The organism is Ramlibacter sp., from assembly GCF_013697775.1.
Classification (GTDB): domain Bacteria; phylum Pseudomonadota; class Gammaproteobacteria; order Burkholderiales; family Burkholderiaceae_C; genus Ramlibacter.
Genome location: NZ_JACCWG010000333.1, coordinates 1 through 16,828 on the forward strand (window position 1 = coordinate 1; position 16,828 = coordinate 16,828).

Sequence of the window (16,828 nt, forward strand, 5' to 3'; positions counted from 1 at the left end):
ACGCTCTTCATGCGTCAGCGCAATCGCCTGCGGGCGCCTCGCAGCCTGCGCCTCGAACAAGCCATGCAGCGTGCCGTCCACGTCGTAATGCCGCGCGTCGTTGCAAGCAGCCAGGATCGCGCCCTGCTGCGCCGCATCCAGCAGCGGCAGCTGCGACATCCGCGCCTGCGGCCGTGCAGCCGCCGCTTCGGCCAATTGCTCCAGGTGCCCGTGCCAGCGGGCAACGGTGGCTTCGTCGAACAGGTCGGTGTTGTAGATGTAGTCCACGTCCAGCCGGCCACCAACCAGGCGCATGTCCACCTTGAGCTGGAAGTCCGCTTGCGCGCCCAGCGCATTGGGCCGCCCGGCGATGCGCAGCCCTTCGTCCGAACCGAGGCCGTCCAGCGTGCCTTCCAGTTCGTCGTAGAAATTCAGCACCACCTGCGCATACGGCATGTACGAGGGGTCTCGGCTTTCCACCATGTGCGTGAGCACGAGCTCGAACGGCAAGGGATGGTCGTGCGCCGCCAGCACCTGCTGCGCCGTGGCGTCCAGCACCTGGGCAAAGGAGCTGTCCGCGTCCACCGTGCTGCGCAGCACGACGATGTTGGCGAAGATGCCGATCAGCGACTCGGTGCCGTGGCTGCGGTTGGCCGTGAGGCTGCCGATGGTCAGGTCCTGCTGGCCCGACAGCCGGTGGAACAGCGCCTTGAACGCGGCCGCCATCACCATGAACAGCGTGGCGCGCGAGGCATTGCCCAGCGCCGAAAGGCGCTGCGTCAATGCCGGCGACAGCGCCGCGCGGTGGATGCGGCCGGCGTAGGTCATGGTCGCCGGCCGCGGCCGGTCGGTGGGCAGCGGCAGCAGGTCGGGCGCGCCGGCGAGAGCGCCCTTCCAGTAGCCCAGCTGCTCCTGCAGCACCGGGCCGTCCAGCTGCGCGCGCTCCCAATGGCAATAGTCGGCGTAATGGACCGGCAGCTGGGGCAACGGCTGGCCGCGGTACAGCTGCATCATCTCCTCGATCAGCACCCGCAGCGACCAGGCGTCGTACAGGATGTGGTGCAGCGTGAGCAGCAGCACGTGCTCGGCGGCGCCGGTCTTGAGCAGGCGCACGCGCCACAGCGGCCCGGCCGTCAGGTCGAACGGCGTGGCGGCTTCCTGCCGCATCGCGTCGTCGACCGCGGCCTGCGCCGCCTCGGTGCTTGGCGCGGTGACGTCGTCCACCCGCAGGTGCAGCGGCGACGGCGCGGCAATCACCTGCTCGGGCACGCCGGCGCGGTGGCTGAAGGTGGTGCGCAAGGGCTCGTGCCGTGCCACCAGGGCGTCGAAGGCATGCGCCAGGCGCGCGCCGTCCCACTCGCCGGCCAGCGTCAGCGCCACCGGCATGCTGAAGGACAGCACGCCCGGCTGGTACTGCTCCAGGAACCAGAAGCGGTTCTGCGCGTACGACAACGGCACCGGGCGGTCGCGTGGCACCGGCACGATCGGCGCCGCCGTGCGCCCTGCATTGCCGCCGCTGGCCTGCGCGATGCGCGGCGCGAGTTCGGCGACAGTGGAGGCTTCGAACAGCACGCGCAGCGGCAGCTCCGCTCCCAGTTGCGTGCGGATCCGGGCGATCACCCGGGTGGCCAGCAGCGAATGGCCGCCCAGCTCGAAGAAGTTGTCGTGGATGCCCACCCGGTCCAGGCCAAGCACTTCGGCCCAGATGCGCGCCACGGTGTCCTCGGCGGGCGTGCGCGGCGCGACGTAGTCCGCTTCGCCGCGCCGCAGCTGGGGCGCGGGCAGCGCCTTGCGGTCCAGCTTGCCGTTGGGCGTGAGCGGCAAGGCGTCCAGCAGCACCACGTTGGCCGGCACCATGTAGGCCGGCAGCTCCCGTTTCGCATGCGCCAGGATGGCCTGCCGCACCAGCGCTTCCAGGTGCGCGGACACCGGCCGGTTGGAAAACGGCACGGCGTCGGTGGCCGCAAGCCGCGCATGCAGCGCGCTCCAGTCCACGGCCATCGGCCGGGCCGAGACCACGGCATGGAACGCATGCCGCCCCTCGCCGGCCAGGCAGATCTGCACCTGGTAGCCGTGCCGCGCGCACAGCCGCGCCAGCGCGTCGGCATGGACGCCGGTTCTTGGCAGCGCGCGCAGCTGGCTCCTCAGCTCGGCGACCTTGGCCGTTTCCTCCAGCGCCTGCAGGCATTCGGCCGCGGCGATCTCCTCCTCGACGCGGGCGTCCGGGATATCCTGGATCGCCAGGCAGTCCGGCCTGTCATGCGCAAGCAGCGTCTCGATGGCTGCGAGGCCTTGCGGAAACGCGTCCCAACCGCGCCAGTCGGGGCTGATCAACGCGCTGGCCGGCGCACTTGCCAGTTCTCCGACCTCGATCACGACGTCGTAGCGGAACTTGGTGAGTTCGTTCTCCGCCTGCCCGGGCTTGAGCAGGATCTTCAGGCCCGCCACCTGCGGCAGGCGCGCCTTCAGCGCGAAGAAGTACGACGGATCGACCAGCAGCTCGGTCTCGGTCTTGCGCCGGGCGGCGACCATCCGCTGGATCTGCCTGATCGAATCGGACGGCCGCGCGCCGTGCAGCGCCAGCGAGGCGTTGAACGCGTCGAACAGGCGGTGGTTGCGCACGTCGCCCACGAAGATGCGCCCCGTCGCACCCACGGTCCGGATCGCGCCTTCCAGCACCTGCGTCAGGTAGTCCAGGTTGGGAAAATACTGGGCCACGGAGTTGATGACGACGGTGTCGAACAGCGGCTCGACGCCGTCGAAATCATTGGCTTCGCGGTGCAGCAGCCGCACGTCGCAGGCCGCGGCGGGATGCGCATCCAGGCTGGCACGCAGCTGCTCCAGCACCGTCGCCGAGAAGTCCATGCCCCAGTACTGCGCGCAAGCCAGTGCAATGCGGTGCAGCAGCAGCCCGGTACCGCAGCCGATTTCCAGCACCTTACGCGGCTGAAGTTCCAGGATGCGGCCCACCGTGTGCGCGACCCATTCCTCCATCTCCTCGGCGGGAATGGGTTGCCGGTCGAAACTGCTGTTCCAGCCGGCGATGTTGAACATTGCGTCCTGCGGCGCGGACGACTCCCCGTAGATCTGCTCCCAGATCCGCGACCAGTGGCCGCTTTGCTCGGCCTCCAACTGCCGGGCCGCCTCGTCGGCTTGCGTATTCGTCGCGACGTAGGCCACCAGGCGTTCCTCGCCGGGCACGTCGCCGCGCATGGCGACAGCTGCCTCACGAACGATCGGCAGGGCGCGCAGCACGGCTTCGATCTCGCCCAGCTCGATGCGGAAGCCCCGCAGTTTCACCTGCTGGTCGATGCGCCCCAGGTACTCCACGTTGCCGTCCGGCAGCCAGCGCGCCAGGTCGCCGGTCTTGTACAGCCGGCTGCCCGCCTCGCCGTAGGGGTTGGCGACGAATTTCTCCGCGGTGAGCGCGGGCCGGTGCAGGTAGCCGCGGGCCAAACCCTCGCCGCCGATGTGCAGCTCGCCGGCCACGCCGCGCGGCACCAGGTTCAGGTGCTCGTCCAGGATGTGGAACTGCGTGTTGGCGATCGGCCTGCCCAGGGTCACGGGCCGCTGCACGCTCAGCCAGTCCCTGCTGGACCACACCGTGGTTTCTGTCGGGCCGTACACGTTCCAAGCCGCGTCTGCCATGCCGCACAGGTCTTTTGCCAGGGGCGCGTCCATCGCTTCGCCGCCGCACAAGGCCAGCCGCAGGCGGATGACCGGCCCATCACTGGCATGCAGCATGCGCCAAGTGGAGGGCGTCGCCTGCATGACCGTGACCGCGTGTGTCCGCGCGAGGTCCTTCAACGCTTGGGCATCGGCGGCCTGCTCGCGTGAGGCGAGGACGATGCTTGCGCCTTTCGCCAGCGGCAGGAAGATTTCGAGCGCGGCGATGTCGAACGACAGCGAGGTGACCGCCAGCAGCACGTCGTCGGCCTGCATGCCCGGAGAGTGCGCCATCGTCGCCAGCAGGTTCACGACCGCGCGGTGCGGGATCTGCGTGCCCTTGGGCTGCCCGGTGGAGCCCGAGGTGTAGATCATGTAGGCCAGGTTCTGCGGCTGCGCCAGATTCGGCAGTTGCTCCGCCGGCTGCGTTGCTACTTGCGCGTCCCAGTCGCGGTCCAGGCACAGCACCTTCATGTGGGAGGCCTGGGAATCCTGCCCCGTTCGGGTTGAACCCGCACCCGTACCCGTTCGGGCTGAGCCTGTCGAAGCCCCTGCGGGTGACAGCCCTTCGACAAGCTCAGGGCGAACGGGGGTGGATTCAGGGCCAACGGATACCAATTCAGGAAGAACGGTTGCCGACGTCGTCAGCAGCACCGCCGGCTTGGCGTCGCCCAGCATGTAGGCCAGCCGCGCGGCGGGATAGGCCGGGTCCAGCGGCACGTAAGCACCGCCGGCTTTCAGGATGCCCAGCAGGCCAACGACCATGTCCAGACCGCGCTCGATGCACAGGGCCACCAGCACCTCCGGACCCACGCCAAGCTGTCTCAGCCTGCATGCAAGCTGGTTCGCCCGCGCATCCAGCTGCGCATAGCTAAGCCGCTGCTGCCCATGCACCAATGCCACCGCATCCGGGCTGCGCAGCGCCTGCGCTTCGAACAGTTGGTGCAGCGTTCCGTCGACGGCGAAGCGTTCGCCCTCGCCGGCGGCGAGGACCGCGCCGCGTTCGGCGGCATCCATCAGCGGCAACTGGGAGATGCGCGTGCGCGGCTGCGCGACCGCCGCCTCCAGCAGGGCCAGGAAATGCCGTGCCATCCGCTCGATGGTCGGGCGCTCGAACAGGTCGGTGCTGTACTCGATGTGCGCCTGAATGCGCTCTCCGTCCTCGACGAAGAAGAAGGTCAGGTCGCACTTGGCCGTCTTGCTGTGGACGGGTTCGAACGCCAGCGTCAGCTGCGGCAGCGCCAGCGTGCCCATGGGCGCGTTCTGCAGCACCACCATCACCTGGAACAGCGGCGTGCGGTCCAGGTGGCGCTCGGGGGCCAGCACGTCCACGAGATGTTCGAAAGGGATGTCCTGGTGCGCGTAGGCCTCCAGCGCGGTGCGCCGCACCTGCCCGACCAGCTCCTCGAAACCCGGGTCGTCCTCCATGCGCGTGCGCAGCACCAGCGTGTTGACGAAGAACCCGATCATCGGCTCGAGTTCGCCGCGCGTACGGTTGGCGATTGCCGTGCCGATGCACACGTCGCGCTGGCCGCTGTAGCGCGCCAGCAGCGCGTTCAGTGCGGCGGTGAGCGGCATGAACAGGGTGCCGCCCGCGCGCAGCGCGATGCCGCGCAGGCCGTTGGCCACCGCCGGCGCGATGGCGAAGTCGTGGGTGTCGCCGCGGTGGCTTTGCACCGGCGGGCGCGGCCGGTCGGTGGGCAGCGCGAGCAGCTCGGGCGCGTCGGCCAGCTTGTGCTTCCAGTACGCGACCTGCCGCTCCAGCACCGCGCCGGACAGCACCTGGCGCTGCCAATGGGCGAAGTCGGCGTATTGGACCGGCAGCTCGGGCAGCGACGACGGCGCGCCTTGCGCGAAGGCGGCGTAGAGCGCGCCGATTTCGCGCAGCAGCACGCCCATCGACCAGCCGTCCGAGACGATGTGGTGCACGGTGAGCAGCACCAGGTGCTCGGCCGCGTCCAGCCGGACCAGCCTGGCGCGGACCGGCGGGCCGGCGACCAGGTCGAACGGCGCATGCGCCTCCTGCTGCATGCGCGCGCGCATCTCGGCCTCGCGCCGCGCGGGCGACACGCCGGACAGGTCGTCGCGCGCCAGCGCCAGCGTGGGCAAGTACGCGACCTGCTGGTGGGCGGTGCCGTCGATGGTGACGAAGCGCGTGCGCAGCGCCTCGTGGCGGCGCACCACCTCGTCGAGCGTCGCCTGCAGCGCCGCGACATCAAGCGCACCGCGCATGCGCACGGCCACCGGCATGTTGTAGAACGGGTTGCCGGGTTCCAGCTCCTGCAGGAACCACAGCCGCTGCTGCGCGAACGACAGCGCGAGCGGCTGGTCGTGGGGCACGCGGACCAGGGGCGGGCCTGCGTCGCCGCCCTCCTCCTGGCGTTGCACGCCGTCGTGCACCACGGCCGGGTGCATCTGCCCGATGCGCACGGCCATCCCGGCCACGGTCGGCTCCTCGAACAGCGCCTGCAGCGGCAGCTCTCCTGCGAAGCGCGCACGCAGCCGGGAGACGGCCTGCGTCGCCAGCAGGGAGTGGCCGCCCAGGCTGAAGAAGTTGTCGTGCACGCCCACGCGTTCCACGCCCAGCACGTCTTCCCAGATGCCAGCGAGTTCCTGCTCCAGCGGCGTGCGGGGCGCGACGTGGTCCGCCTCGGCGCGCAGGGCCTGCGGGGCCGGCAGCGCATCGCGGTCCACCTTGCCGTTGGCGTTGAGCGGCAGCGCCGGCAACGGCACGATGTGCGAGGGCACCATGTGCACCGGCAAGGCACGGCCGAGCGCGGCGCGCACCGCCTCCACGTCCACCGCCTGGCCATCGCGCGGCGCCACATAGGCCACCAGCTGGTTCTCGCCCAGGCTGTCGGCGCGCGCGACCACCAGCGCTTGCGCCAGCTGCGGCTGCGCGAGCAGCTGCGCCTCCACCTCGCCCGGCTCCACGCGGAAGCCCCGCACTTTCACCTGGTGGTCGGCGCGGCCGGCGAATTGCAGATTGCCGTCGGCCAGCCGGCGCGCCAGGTCGCCGGTGCGGTACATGCGCGTGCCGGGCGGCCCGAACGGATTGGGCACGAAGCGCTCGGCCGTAAGGCCCGGCCGTTTCAGGTAGCCGCGCGCGAGCCCGTCGCCCGCGATGAACACCTCGCCCGTCACGCCCAGCGCCACCGGCTGCAGCGCTGCATCCAGCAGGTAGAGCTGCGTGTTGGCGATGGGTGTGCCGACCGGGCATTGGCGGCGCAGCGGCTGCATGCCGGCGTACTCGGTGGCGTAGATGGTGGCTTCGGTCGGGCCGTAGCCGTTCGCGATGCGCAGTCCCGGCAGGGCCTGTTCCAGCCGCCACAGCCCGTCCTCGGGCAGCGGCTCGACGCCGACCGCAAGATGCCGCAGCTGCAGCCCGGCGATGCGCTCGGGCTTGTCGATCAGCCAGCGCACGAAGGCCGGCGGCAGGAAGGCCTGCGCGATGCGGTGCGCCCGCATCCAGTCCATCAGCGCTTCGGGGTCGCCGCGCAGGTCCTGCGGCACGACGTGCAGCGCCTGCCCGGTCGCCAGCGGTACGAACAGTTCGTGCACCGATGCGTCGAAACTGATGCTGGACCACAGCGACGCCGCCTCGCCCGGCAGCGCGCCGCGCGAGCGACACCAGTTCGCCACGATGTGCGACAGATTCCGTCCGGACACGCCCACGCCCTTGGGCTGCCCGGTGGAGCCGGAGGTGTAGATCACGTAGGCCAGGTTGTGCGGCAGCGTGACGTTGGGCAGGTTGCCCATGGCCTCGCCGGCCACTTGCGCTGCCCAGTCGCGGTCCAGGCACAGCACGCCTGGCACCGTTTGGGCTGAACTTGGCGCCGTTCGGGCTGAGCCTGTCGAAGCCCATGCCAGCAGCCCTTCGACAAGCTCGGGGCGAACGGCGCATGTTGTCAACAGCACCGCGGGCTTCGCATCACCCAGCATGTAGGCCAGCCGCTCGGCCGGATAGTCCGGATCCAGCGGCAGGTACGCGCCGCCGGCTTTCAGGACGGCCAGCAGCCCGACCACCAGTTCATGGCCGCGCTGCATGCAGATGCCGACCAGCCGCTCCGGGCCGACGCCCATCGCACGCAGGCGCCGGGCCAGCTGGTTGGCGCGTGCATTGAGTTCGCCGTAGCTCAGGGACACCTGCGCGTCGACCAACGCGGTGGCGTCCGGCATGCGCGCGGCCTGTTCCTCGAACAGTTGGTGAATGGCTGTGTCGTGCCGGTATGGCGCCGCGGTGTCGTTCCATTCAACTAGCAGCTGCTGCCGCTCGGCGGGCGCCAGCAGCGGCAGGTCTTCCACCGGGGTGCCGGGCGCATCGCAAATGCCGGCCAGCAGCACCTGGTAGTGGCCGGCCAGCCGCACCATCGTGTCCTTGTCGAACAGGTCGGCGTTGTAATCCAGGCTGCCTTGCAGGCGGTCGCCGTCCTCGGCCAGGCTGCAGGTCAGGTCGAACCGGGCGGCCTGCGCCTGCAGGGTCAGCATCTCGACCTCCAGGCCCGGAATCTCCAGCTTTCGCCCGGGCGCGTTCTGCAGCGCGAACATCACCTGGAACAGCGGCGAGTGGCTCAGGCTGCGCTGCGGATTGAGTTCTTCCACCAGTTGCTCGAATGGCAGCTCCTGGTGCGCATACGCCCCCAGTGCGACTTCCCGGGACTGTTCGAGCAGCGCGTCGAAGCCGGCATGCGGATCGATGCGGTTGCGCAGCACCAGCGTGTTGACGAAAAAGCCGATCAGCCCTTCCAGCTCCGCGCGGTTGCGTCCGGCGATGGGCGTTCCCACGCAAATGTCGTCCTGCCCGCTGTGGCGGTGCAGCAGCACCGCGAAGGCAGAATGCAACACCATGAACAGCGTGGCACCCCGGGCCTGGCCCAGCGCCCGCAGCCGGTGCACCAGTGCCTGCGGCAGCACGAAGCGGTGGCTGGCGCCGCGGTGGCTTTGCAACGCCGGCCGCGGCCGGTCGGTGGGCAGCTCCAGCAGCGCCGGCGCGCCTTGCAGCTGGCCTCGCCAGTAGCGCAGCTGCAGGCGCAGATGCTCGCCCTGCAGGTGCGCGCGCTGCCAAGCCGCATAGTCGGCGTACTGGATGGTCAGCGGCGTCAGCCGCGCCGGCCGGCCTTCGCGCCGCGCGGTGAATATCTCGACCACCTCGTCCACCAGCACACCCATCGACCAGCCGTCGCTGACGATGTGGTGCAGCGTGAGCAGCACCACATGCTCCCGCGGCGCCAGGCGCAGCAACCCCACCCGCAGCAACGGCCCCTGGTTCAGGTCGAACGGCGCGGCCGCCTCGGCGTCCATCAGCGTTTGCGTTCGCGCCTGCCTCGCTTTGGCGTCCAGCGCGCCCAGGTCCTCGAAACCAACAGCCAGATGCAGCCGCGGCAGGATCAGCTGGCGTGGCTGCCCGTCCTGCGCCTGGAACACGGTGCGCAGCGTCTCGTGCCGCTCGGCCAGCGCGTTGAAGACCTCTTCCAGCAGGTCCACCGACACGCCGTCGCCGCGCAGCCGCAGCGCCATGGGAATGTTGTACGACGCGCCTTCACCCGAAGCGTCGCCGCGTTCCAGCTCCTGCAGGAACCACAGGCGCTGCTGCGCATACGACAGCGGCAGGCCGCCCGCCGGCCGTGCCACAGGGGCGATCGGCACCTGCGAATGCACCGCCTGCGATTCCAGGAACGCTGCCAGGTCTTCCAGCTTCGGACGCTGGAACAGCTCACGCAAGGGCAGCGCCATGCCCAGCTCCACGCCGACCTGCGAGACCACCCGCGTAGCCAGCAGCGAATGGCCGCCCAGTTCGAAAAAGTTGTCGTGGATGCCCACGCGCTCAAGCCCCAGCACTGCTGCCCAAACGGCCGCCAGGCCGCGCTCCAGCGGCGTGCGCGGGGCCACGTAAGCCTCCTGCGCCTGCGCGGCGTCGGGCACGGGCAGCGCCTTGCGGTCGATCTTGCCGTTGGGCGTGAGCGGCAGAGCGGCGAGCACCACGATGTGGCTGGGCACCATGTAGCCCGGCAGCCTGCGGGCCAGCGCCGCGCGCAGCGCCTGCACTTCGATGTCCTGTCCCTCGCGCGGCGTCACGTAGGCCACCAGCTGCTTGTCGCCCGAGGCTTCCTCGCGCGCCACCACCAGCGCCTGCGCCACCTGCGGCCAGGCCGCCAGCTGCGCCTCGATCTCGCCGGGTTCGACGCGGAACCCGCGGATCTTCACCTGCTGGTCGGCCCGCCCGGCGAACACCAGGTTGCCGTCGGGCAGGTGGTGCGCCAGGTCGCCGGTGCGGTACATGCGCGTGCCCGGCGCGCCGAAGGGGTCGGGCAGGAAGCGCTCGGCCGTGAGGTCGGGGCGGTTCAGGTAGCCGCGCGCCAAGCCGGCGCCGGCGATGAACACCTCGCCGACCACGCCCGCGGGCACCGACCGCAGCGCGGCGTCCAGCAGGTACAGCCGCGCGTTCGACACCGGCCTGCCGATCGGCACCGTGCGGCGCAACGGACGCATCTCGGTGTAGCTGGAGGCATAGAGCGTGGCCTCGGTCGGGCCGTAGCCGTCCTCGATGCGCAGGCCGGGCAGCAGCTGTTGCAGTGTCCACAGGCCTTCTTCGGAGAGCGACTCCACGCCGGTGGCCAGCCGGCGCAGGTGCAGCCCGGCGAAGCGCCGCGGCGCCTCGGTGGCCCAGCGCACGATGGCCGGCGGCAGGAAGGCCTGCACGATGCGGTGCTCGGCCAGCCAGCGCACCAGCAGCGCCGGGTCGCCGCGCAGCGCTGCCGGCACGATGTGCAGCGGCGCGCCGGTGGTCAGCGCGGTGAAGATTTCCTGCACCGCGGGGTCGAAGCTGATGCTGGCCCACATGCTGGCCGGCCCTTCGGGCAAAGGCCCGGGCACGCGGCGGATGTGCGCCAGGATGTTCATCACGCTGTGCCGCGGCACAGCCACGCCCTTGGGCCGGCCGGTGGAGCCCGAGGTGTAGATCGCATAGGCCAGGTTGTCCGGCCCGCCCCGCGGCGCGGGGTCGGTGTCGGGCTGCGCGTCCAGCATCGCCCAGTCCTGGTCGATGCGGAACACGGGGATGTGGCGCGCGGGGATGTGGCGCGCGGGCAGCGCGCCTTGCAGCGCCGCATGCGTGAGCACCACCGCGGGCCGCGCGTCCTGCAGCATGTGGGCCAGCCGCTCGGCCGGGTATGCCGGATCCAGCGGCAGGTAGGCGCCGCCGGCCTTCAGCACCGCCAGCAGGCCGGCGATCAGGTCGATGCCCGGCTCCATGCAGACGCCCACCAGCACGTCGGGGCCGACGCCCTGCCCGCGCAGGTGGTGTGCCAGCCTGTTGGCGCGCGCATTGAGTTCGGCCCGGCTGAGCCGCTCGCCTTCGAACACCACGGCCACGGCATCGCCGTCGATTCGCACCTGCCGTTCGAACTGCTGCGCCACCGTGCCGTCGCGCGGATACGGCGCCGTGCTGGCGTTCCATTCCACCAGCTGCCGGTGCAGCTCCGGTTCGGGCACCACTTGCAGCTCGCGCACCGGCGTGTGCGGCGCCTGCTCCAGCAGCGCCACCAGGCTTTGCACCGCCGTGGCCATGTAGGCGCAGATGCGCTCCGGCTCCACCGGCATGCCCTGCACGTGCGCAGTGAGCGCGAAACCGTCGCCCCCCAAATCGTCGACGGCCAGCGCCAATGGGTAGTTGGTGCGTTCCTCGTAGCGCGCGACGCGCATGCCGGCCCAGGCGATGCGGCCGTCCTGGTTGGCGCCGTGGCGGAAGTTCAGCAGCGAGGAAAACAGCGGCGCGGGCGCGGCCACGCCGCTGGCGCGCTGCGCCAGCGCCAGCGGCGCCTGTTCGTGCGCCACCAGTTCGCCCAGGTGCTCTTGCACCTGCGCCAGCGCCTGGACCACGCTGCGGCCCGCCAGCGTGAGCCGCAGCGGCAGCGTGTTGATGAACAGGCCCAGCATGCGGTCGGCGCCTGCCACGCCGTGCGAGCGGCCCATGAGCAGCGTGCCGAACACCACGTCGTCGCGCCCGCTGGTGCGCGCCACCAGCTGCGCCCAGGCCAGGTGGAACAGCACTGCCGGCGTCATGCCGTGGCGGCGCGCCAGGGCGCGGACGGATTGCGCCAATGTTTCCGGAAGGGCGAACCGGGCTTCAGCGACGACGCCGTCGCCGTTGTTCCCGCCGTGCACGTCCAGCACGCCGAACGGTGCCGTCGGTTCGTCCACGTCGCCAAGCAGCCCGCGGAAATACGCGGCGTGCACGCTGTCGGGCACGGCCAGCGCCTGCGCGACGAAGTCGCGGTACGGCAGTGCCGGCGGCAGGTCCTTCGCCTTGTCCTGCAGCAGCTGGTGCACTTCCTGCAGCACCAGCTGCACGGTCACGTGGTCGCTCACCGTGTGGTGGATCAGCAGCGCCAGCCAGCACGGTCCGGTTCCGCCGTCCAGCACCCAGGTGGCCAGCAGCGGTGCCTGGCGCAGGTCCAGCCGCACGCGGGCCGGATCGGCCGCGTCCAGCAGCGCGCGCGGCGGCTCGCCCTCGGGCGTGGACGGGTCCCACGCCTGCGCCGGCAGCTCGGTCACGGGAAGGGTGGCTTGCCGGTGCACCACCTGCACCGGCCGCGGCAGGCCTTCCCAGCGCAGCGCGGTGCGCAGCACGTCGTGGCGGTCGATCACCGCCTGCAGTGCCTGCAGGAAGCGGTCCAGGTGCGCGCGGCCGTCGAACACCATCACCGAGCGCAGCAGATAGACGTCACCCTGATCCGCGCCCTCGCCTCCCATCCGGTGGTGGAACAGGATGCCTTCCTGCAGCGGCGCCAGCGGATAGATGTCCTGGACGTTGTCCATGCCGCCGGGCACGCTGGCCGCGATGGAAGCGATCTGCGCCGGGTCCAGGCCGGCCATCGGCGGCAGTGCGGGAACCGGCGCCGGCTGCTGCCGCGCTTGCCCCTGCGCCGCCAGCGCGGCGACGGTGGGGTGCGTGAACAGGCTGCGCAGCTCGGTGGCGACGCCCCGGCGGCGCAGCGCTTCGACCAGCCCCACGGCCAGCAGCGAATGGCCGCCAAGGGTGAAGAAGTTGTCGTTGCGGCCCACGCGCGGCAGGCCCAGGGCCTGCGCCCAGGCCGCGGCGATGGCTTGCTCGCGCGCGCCCACCGGCGCCTCGTAGGCCTCGCTCGCCAGCGCGTCCAGGTCGGGCGCGGGCAGCGCCTTGCGGTCGATCTTGCCGTTGGGCAGCAGCGGGAACGCCGGCAGCAGCACGAACAGCGCCGGCACCATGTAGTCGGGAAGGCTTTGCGCCAGGCCGTCGCGCAACTGCGCAACCGCCAGGGTGTGGCCCTCCTGCGGGGCCGCATAGGCCACCAGCCGCGCGTTGCCCGGCGTGTCCTCGCGCGCCAGCACCAGCGCCTCGCGCACGCCCGGCTGCGCGGCCAGCGCCGCCTCGATCTCGCCCAGCTCGATGCGGAAACCGCGGATCTTCACCTGGTGGTCCGCGCGGCCTAGGAACTCGATGGTGCCGTCGGCGCGCCAGCGCGCCAGGTCGCCGGTGCGGTACATGCGCGCGCCGGGCGCCGCGCCGAACGGCTCGGGGACGAAGCGTTCCGCCGTCAGCGCAGCGCGGCCCAGGTAGCCGCGCGCGACGCCTTCTCCGCCCACGTAGATTTCGCCGGCAATGCCCACCGGCACCGGGTTCAAATGCGCATCGAGCACGTGGATGCGCGTGTTGCCGATCGGCCCGCCGATGGACGGCCACGACGCGGGATCGGCCGTGGGCCGCTGGCTGGTGGCGTTGACGGTGGTTTCGGTCGGCCCGTAGCTGTTGAGCAGCCCGACGTGCGCAAAGCGCGAGAACCAGGCCTGCATGTCGGCCGGCAGCGCGGCCTCGCCGCCCACCATCACCTGGCGCAGGCAGGCCGGCGGCTGGAAGTCCGGTGCGTTCACCAGGTAGCGCCAGAACCCGGTCGGCAGGTTGGCCATGGTGATGCCGTTGCGTTCGCACAGCGCCGCGAATTCGCGCGGCCCGGTCAGCCAGCTGTCGTCGCGCAGCACCAGCGCTGCGCCGTGCAGCAGCGCGCCGAAGATTTCCTCCACCGACATGTCGAAGCTGAGCGCGGCGAACTGCAGCATGCGGTCGCCGGGCACGATGCCGTATTGCCGGCCGAGGGCCGCGGCCTGGCTGTTCAGGTTGCGCTGCGCGATGGCCACGCCCTTGGGCTTGCCGGTCGAGCCCGAGGTGTAGATCACGTAGGCCAGGTTGCGCGGGTCCGCAGCCACCGGCGGATCGGTGTCCGGCAGCGCGGCCAGCATGCCGGCCTGCGCATCCGGGTCCAGCACCGGCAGGCCGTGCGGTGGCAGCCGGTCGCGCAGCGCCTGCTGCGTGATCACCAGCGCGGGCCGCGCGTCCTCCAGCATGAAGGCCAGGCGCTCGGCCGGATAGTCCGGGTCCAGCGGCAGGTAGGCGCCGCCCGCCTTCAGGATGCCGAGCACTGCCACGATGGCCTGCATGCCGCGCGGCATGCACAGGCCCACCAGCACGTCGGGGCCCACGCCCTGGGCGCGCAGCCAGTGCGCGAGCCGGTTGGCCCGGGCATTGAGTTCGCCGTAGCCGAGGCTTTCGTCCTGGAACACCAGCGCTGTCGCGTCGGGATGCGCGTGCGCCCGCTGTTCGAACCACCGCACGGTGGCGATGTCGCGCGGGTAGCCGATGCCGGTCGCGTTCCACGCCGCCAGCTGCCGGTGCTCGTCCGCCTGCAGCAAGTCGTGCGACCACAGCGCAGCCGCGGGCCGGGCCGCCAGCGCCTGCAGCAGCAGCCGCAGCCGCGCGCCCAGGCGCTCGATGGTGCCAGCGTCGAACAGGTCGGTGCTGTATTCCAGCCGGCCCGAGAGGCCGGCGCCCGGCTGCTCCCACAGCTCCAGCACCAGGTCGGTCTTGGCGCCCACGGTCGCCAGCGGCAGCGTACGCGCCTGCACGCCGGGCAGCGCCAGCGTCGTGTCCGGGATGTTCTGCAGCACCAGCATCGCCTGGAACAGCGGCGTGTAGCTGGTGGCGCGGTCGGGCCGCACGGCTTCCAGCAGCTGCTCGAAGGGCAGGTGCTGGTGGGCGTAGGCCTGCAGGGTGGTGTCGCGCACCTGCCGCAGCAAGCCAGCGAAGTCGTCGCCGGGTGCGAGCCGCGTGCGCAGCACCAGCGTGTTGAGGAAGAAGCCGACCAGCGGCTCGACCTCGGCGCGCGTGCGGTTGGCCGCGAAGGTGCCCACGCACAGGTCGCGCTGGCCGCTGAAGCGCGCCAGCAGCAGCGAGAAGCCGGCCAGGAGGCCCATGAACAAGGTGGCGCCTTGCGCCTGGCACAGCGCGCGCAGCGCACCGGTGGTGGCCGCGTCCAGCGCGAACGGCAGCGAGGCGCCGGCCTGGCTGCGCACCTGCGGGCGCGGCCGGTCGGTGGGCAGGGTCAGCAGGGCGGGCGCATCGGCCAGCTGCGCCCGCCAGTAGTCCAGCTGGCGCTGCAGCACGGGGCCCTGCAGCCATTGGCGCTGCCAGCTGGCGTAGTCGGCGTATTGCACGGCCAGCGGCGGCAGCGGCGTGGCCTGGGCCCCGGCGGACTGCGCGGCGTACAGCGCCGACACCTCGCGGGCCAGCACGCCCATGGACCAGCCGTCCGACACGATATGGTGCACCGTGACCAGCAGCAGGTGGTCGTCCGCACCCTGGCGCAGCAGACGCGCGCGCAGCAAAGGACCTTGCCGCAGGTCGAACGGCGCCAGTGCTTCGGCCGCGGCGAGCGCCTGCGCCTGCGCGGCATCCGCGTCCTGCACCGGCAGCGCGATTCGCAGTTGCGGCTCGATGATCTGCACCGGCTCGCCCGCCGCGTCGCTGCCGAAGCGCGTGCGCAGCGTTTCGTGGCGCGCCACCACGGCATTCAGCGCCGCCTCCAGCGCCGGCACCCGCAGCGGCCCGGTCAGCTGCACGGCCACCGCGATGTTGTTGGCCGGATCGCCCGGCGTGTACTGGTCCAGGAACCACAGGCGGCGCTGCGCCAGCGACAGCGGGCTCTCCCTCCCTCTCCCGCTCGCGGGTGAGGGTTGCGCCATCAGCGGCACGTCGTCTGCAACGCTGCCAACGGCGATTAATTCGTCGATCCGTCCCGCCAACGCGCGCACCGTCGGCGCGTCGAACAGCGCCTGGAGCTCCAGCTCCACGCCGAAGCTGTCGCGCACCTGCGCGGCGATCTGCCCCGCCAGCAGCGAGTGGCCGCCCAGCGCCAGGAAGTCCGCTTCCACCGAGACGCTGTCCGCACCCAGCAGCTCCTGCCAGATCTGCGCCAGCGCGGCCTCGGTCGGCGTGGCCGGCGCGGCGTAGCCCGATGCCGCCGCTGCCTGCGGGCCGGGATCGCCTTCGCGCCACTGCCACACCGGCGCGAAGGCGCCGTCCTGCCACAGCTGGCGGCACTGCACGCGCTGGATCTTGCCGCTGGAGGTGCGCGGCAGCTGCCCCGCCTTCACCAGCAGCACCGCCGCCAGCTCCGTGATGCCGTGGCGCTCGTACAAGGCCAATCGCAGCTTGCCGACCAGCGCATCGGTGTCCGGCTTGCCGCGCGTCTCCAGCTCCTGCACGATCACCAGCCGCGCGTTGCCCGACTCTTCCTCGACCGAGAACGCCGCGCAGCCGTCGGCGCGGAAAGCCGCGTCCTGCGCCTCCACCGTCGCCTCGATGTCCTGCGGGTACACGTTCTCGCCGCTGAAGATCATCATCTCCTTCAGCCGCCCCGCCACGTACAGCTGCCCGCTGTCGTCCAGGAAGCCCAGGTCGCCGGTGCGCAAATAGCGCGGTCCGCTGTCCGCGATGCGAGCACCGAACGCCTGCTGCGACTCCTCCTCCCGCATCCAGTAGCCCGCGGCCACCGACGGCCCGCGCACCCAGATTTCACCGATCCTGTTCGCGCCCTGCCGCTGCAGCGTCTGCGCGTCGACGATGGCGATCTCGCTGCCGGCGGCGGCTTCACCCGCGCCCACCAGCGAAATCGCATCGGCCGCATCGCCGCCGTCCTCGACGCAGTCGGCGGCGAGCGCCTTGCGCTCCAGGAGGCGCGTGGGCGCGATGGCATCCGGCTGCGCCTGCAGGCTCGCGCTCACCAGCAGCGTCGACTCCGCCAGGCCGTACGACGGCGTCACCACGTTCGGCTTGAGCCCGCACTGCGCGAACGCGTCCGCGAATTCGCGC

At 71.4% G+C, this 16,828-nt stretch carries 1 protein-coding gene; it reads right to left on the reverse strand.

Annotation, left to right across the window (positions count from 1 at the left end; all coding sequences use genetic code 11):
• The coding region (locus H0U68_RS16825; protein ID WP_296357639.1) for a non-ribosomal peptide synthetase at positions 1 to 16,828 on the reverse strand (16,828 nt) is incomplete at both ends.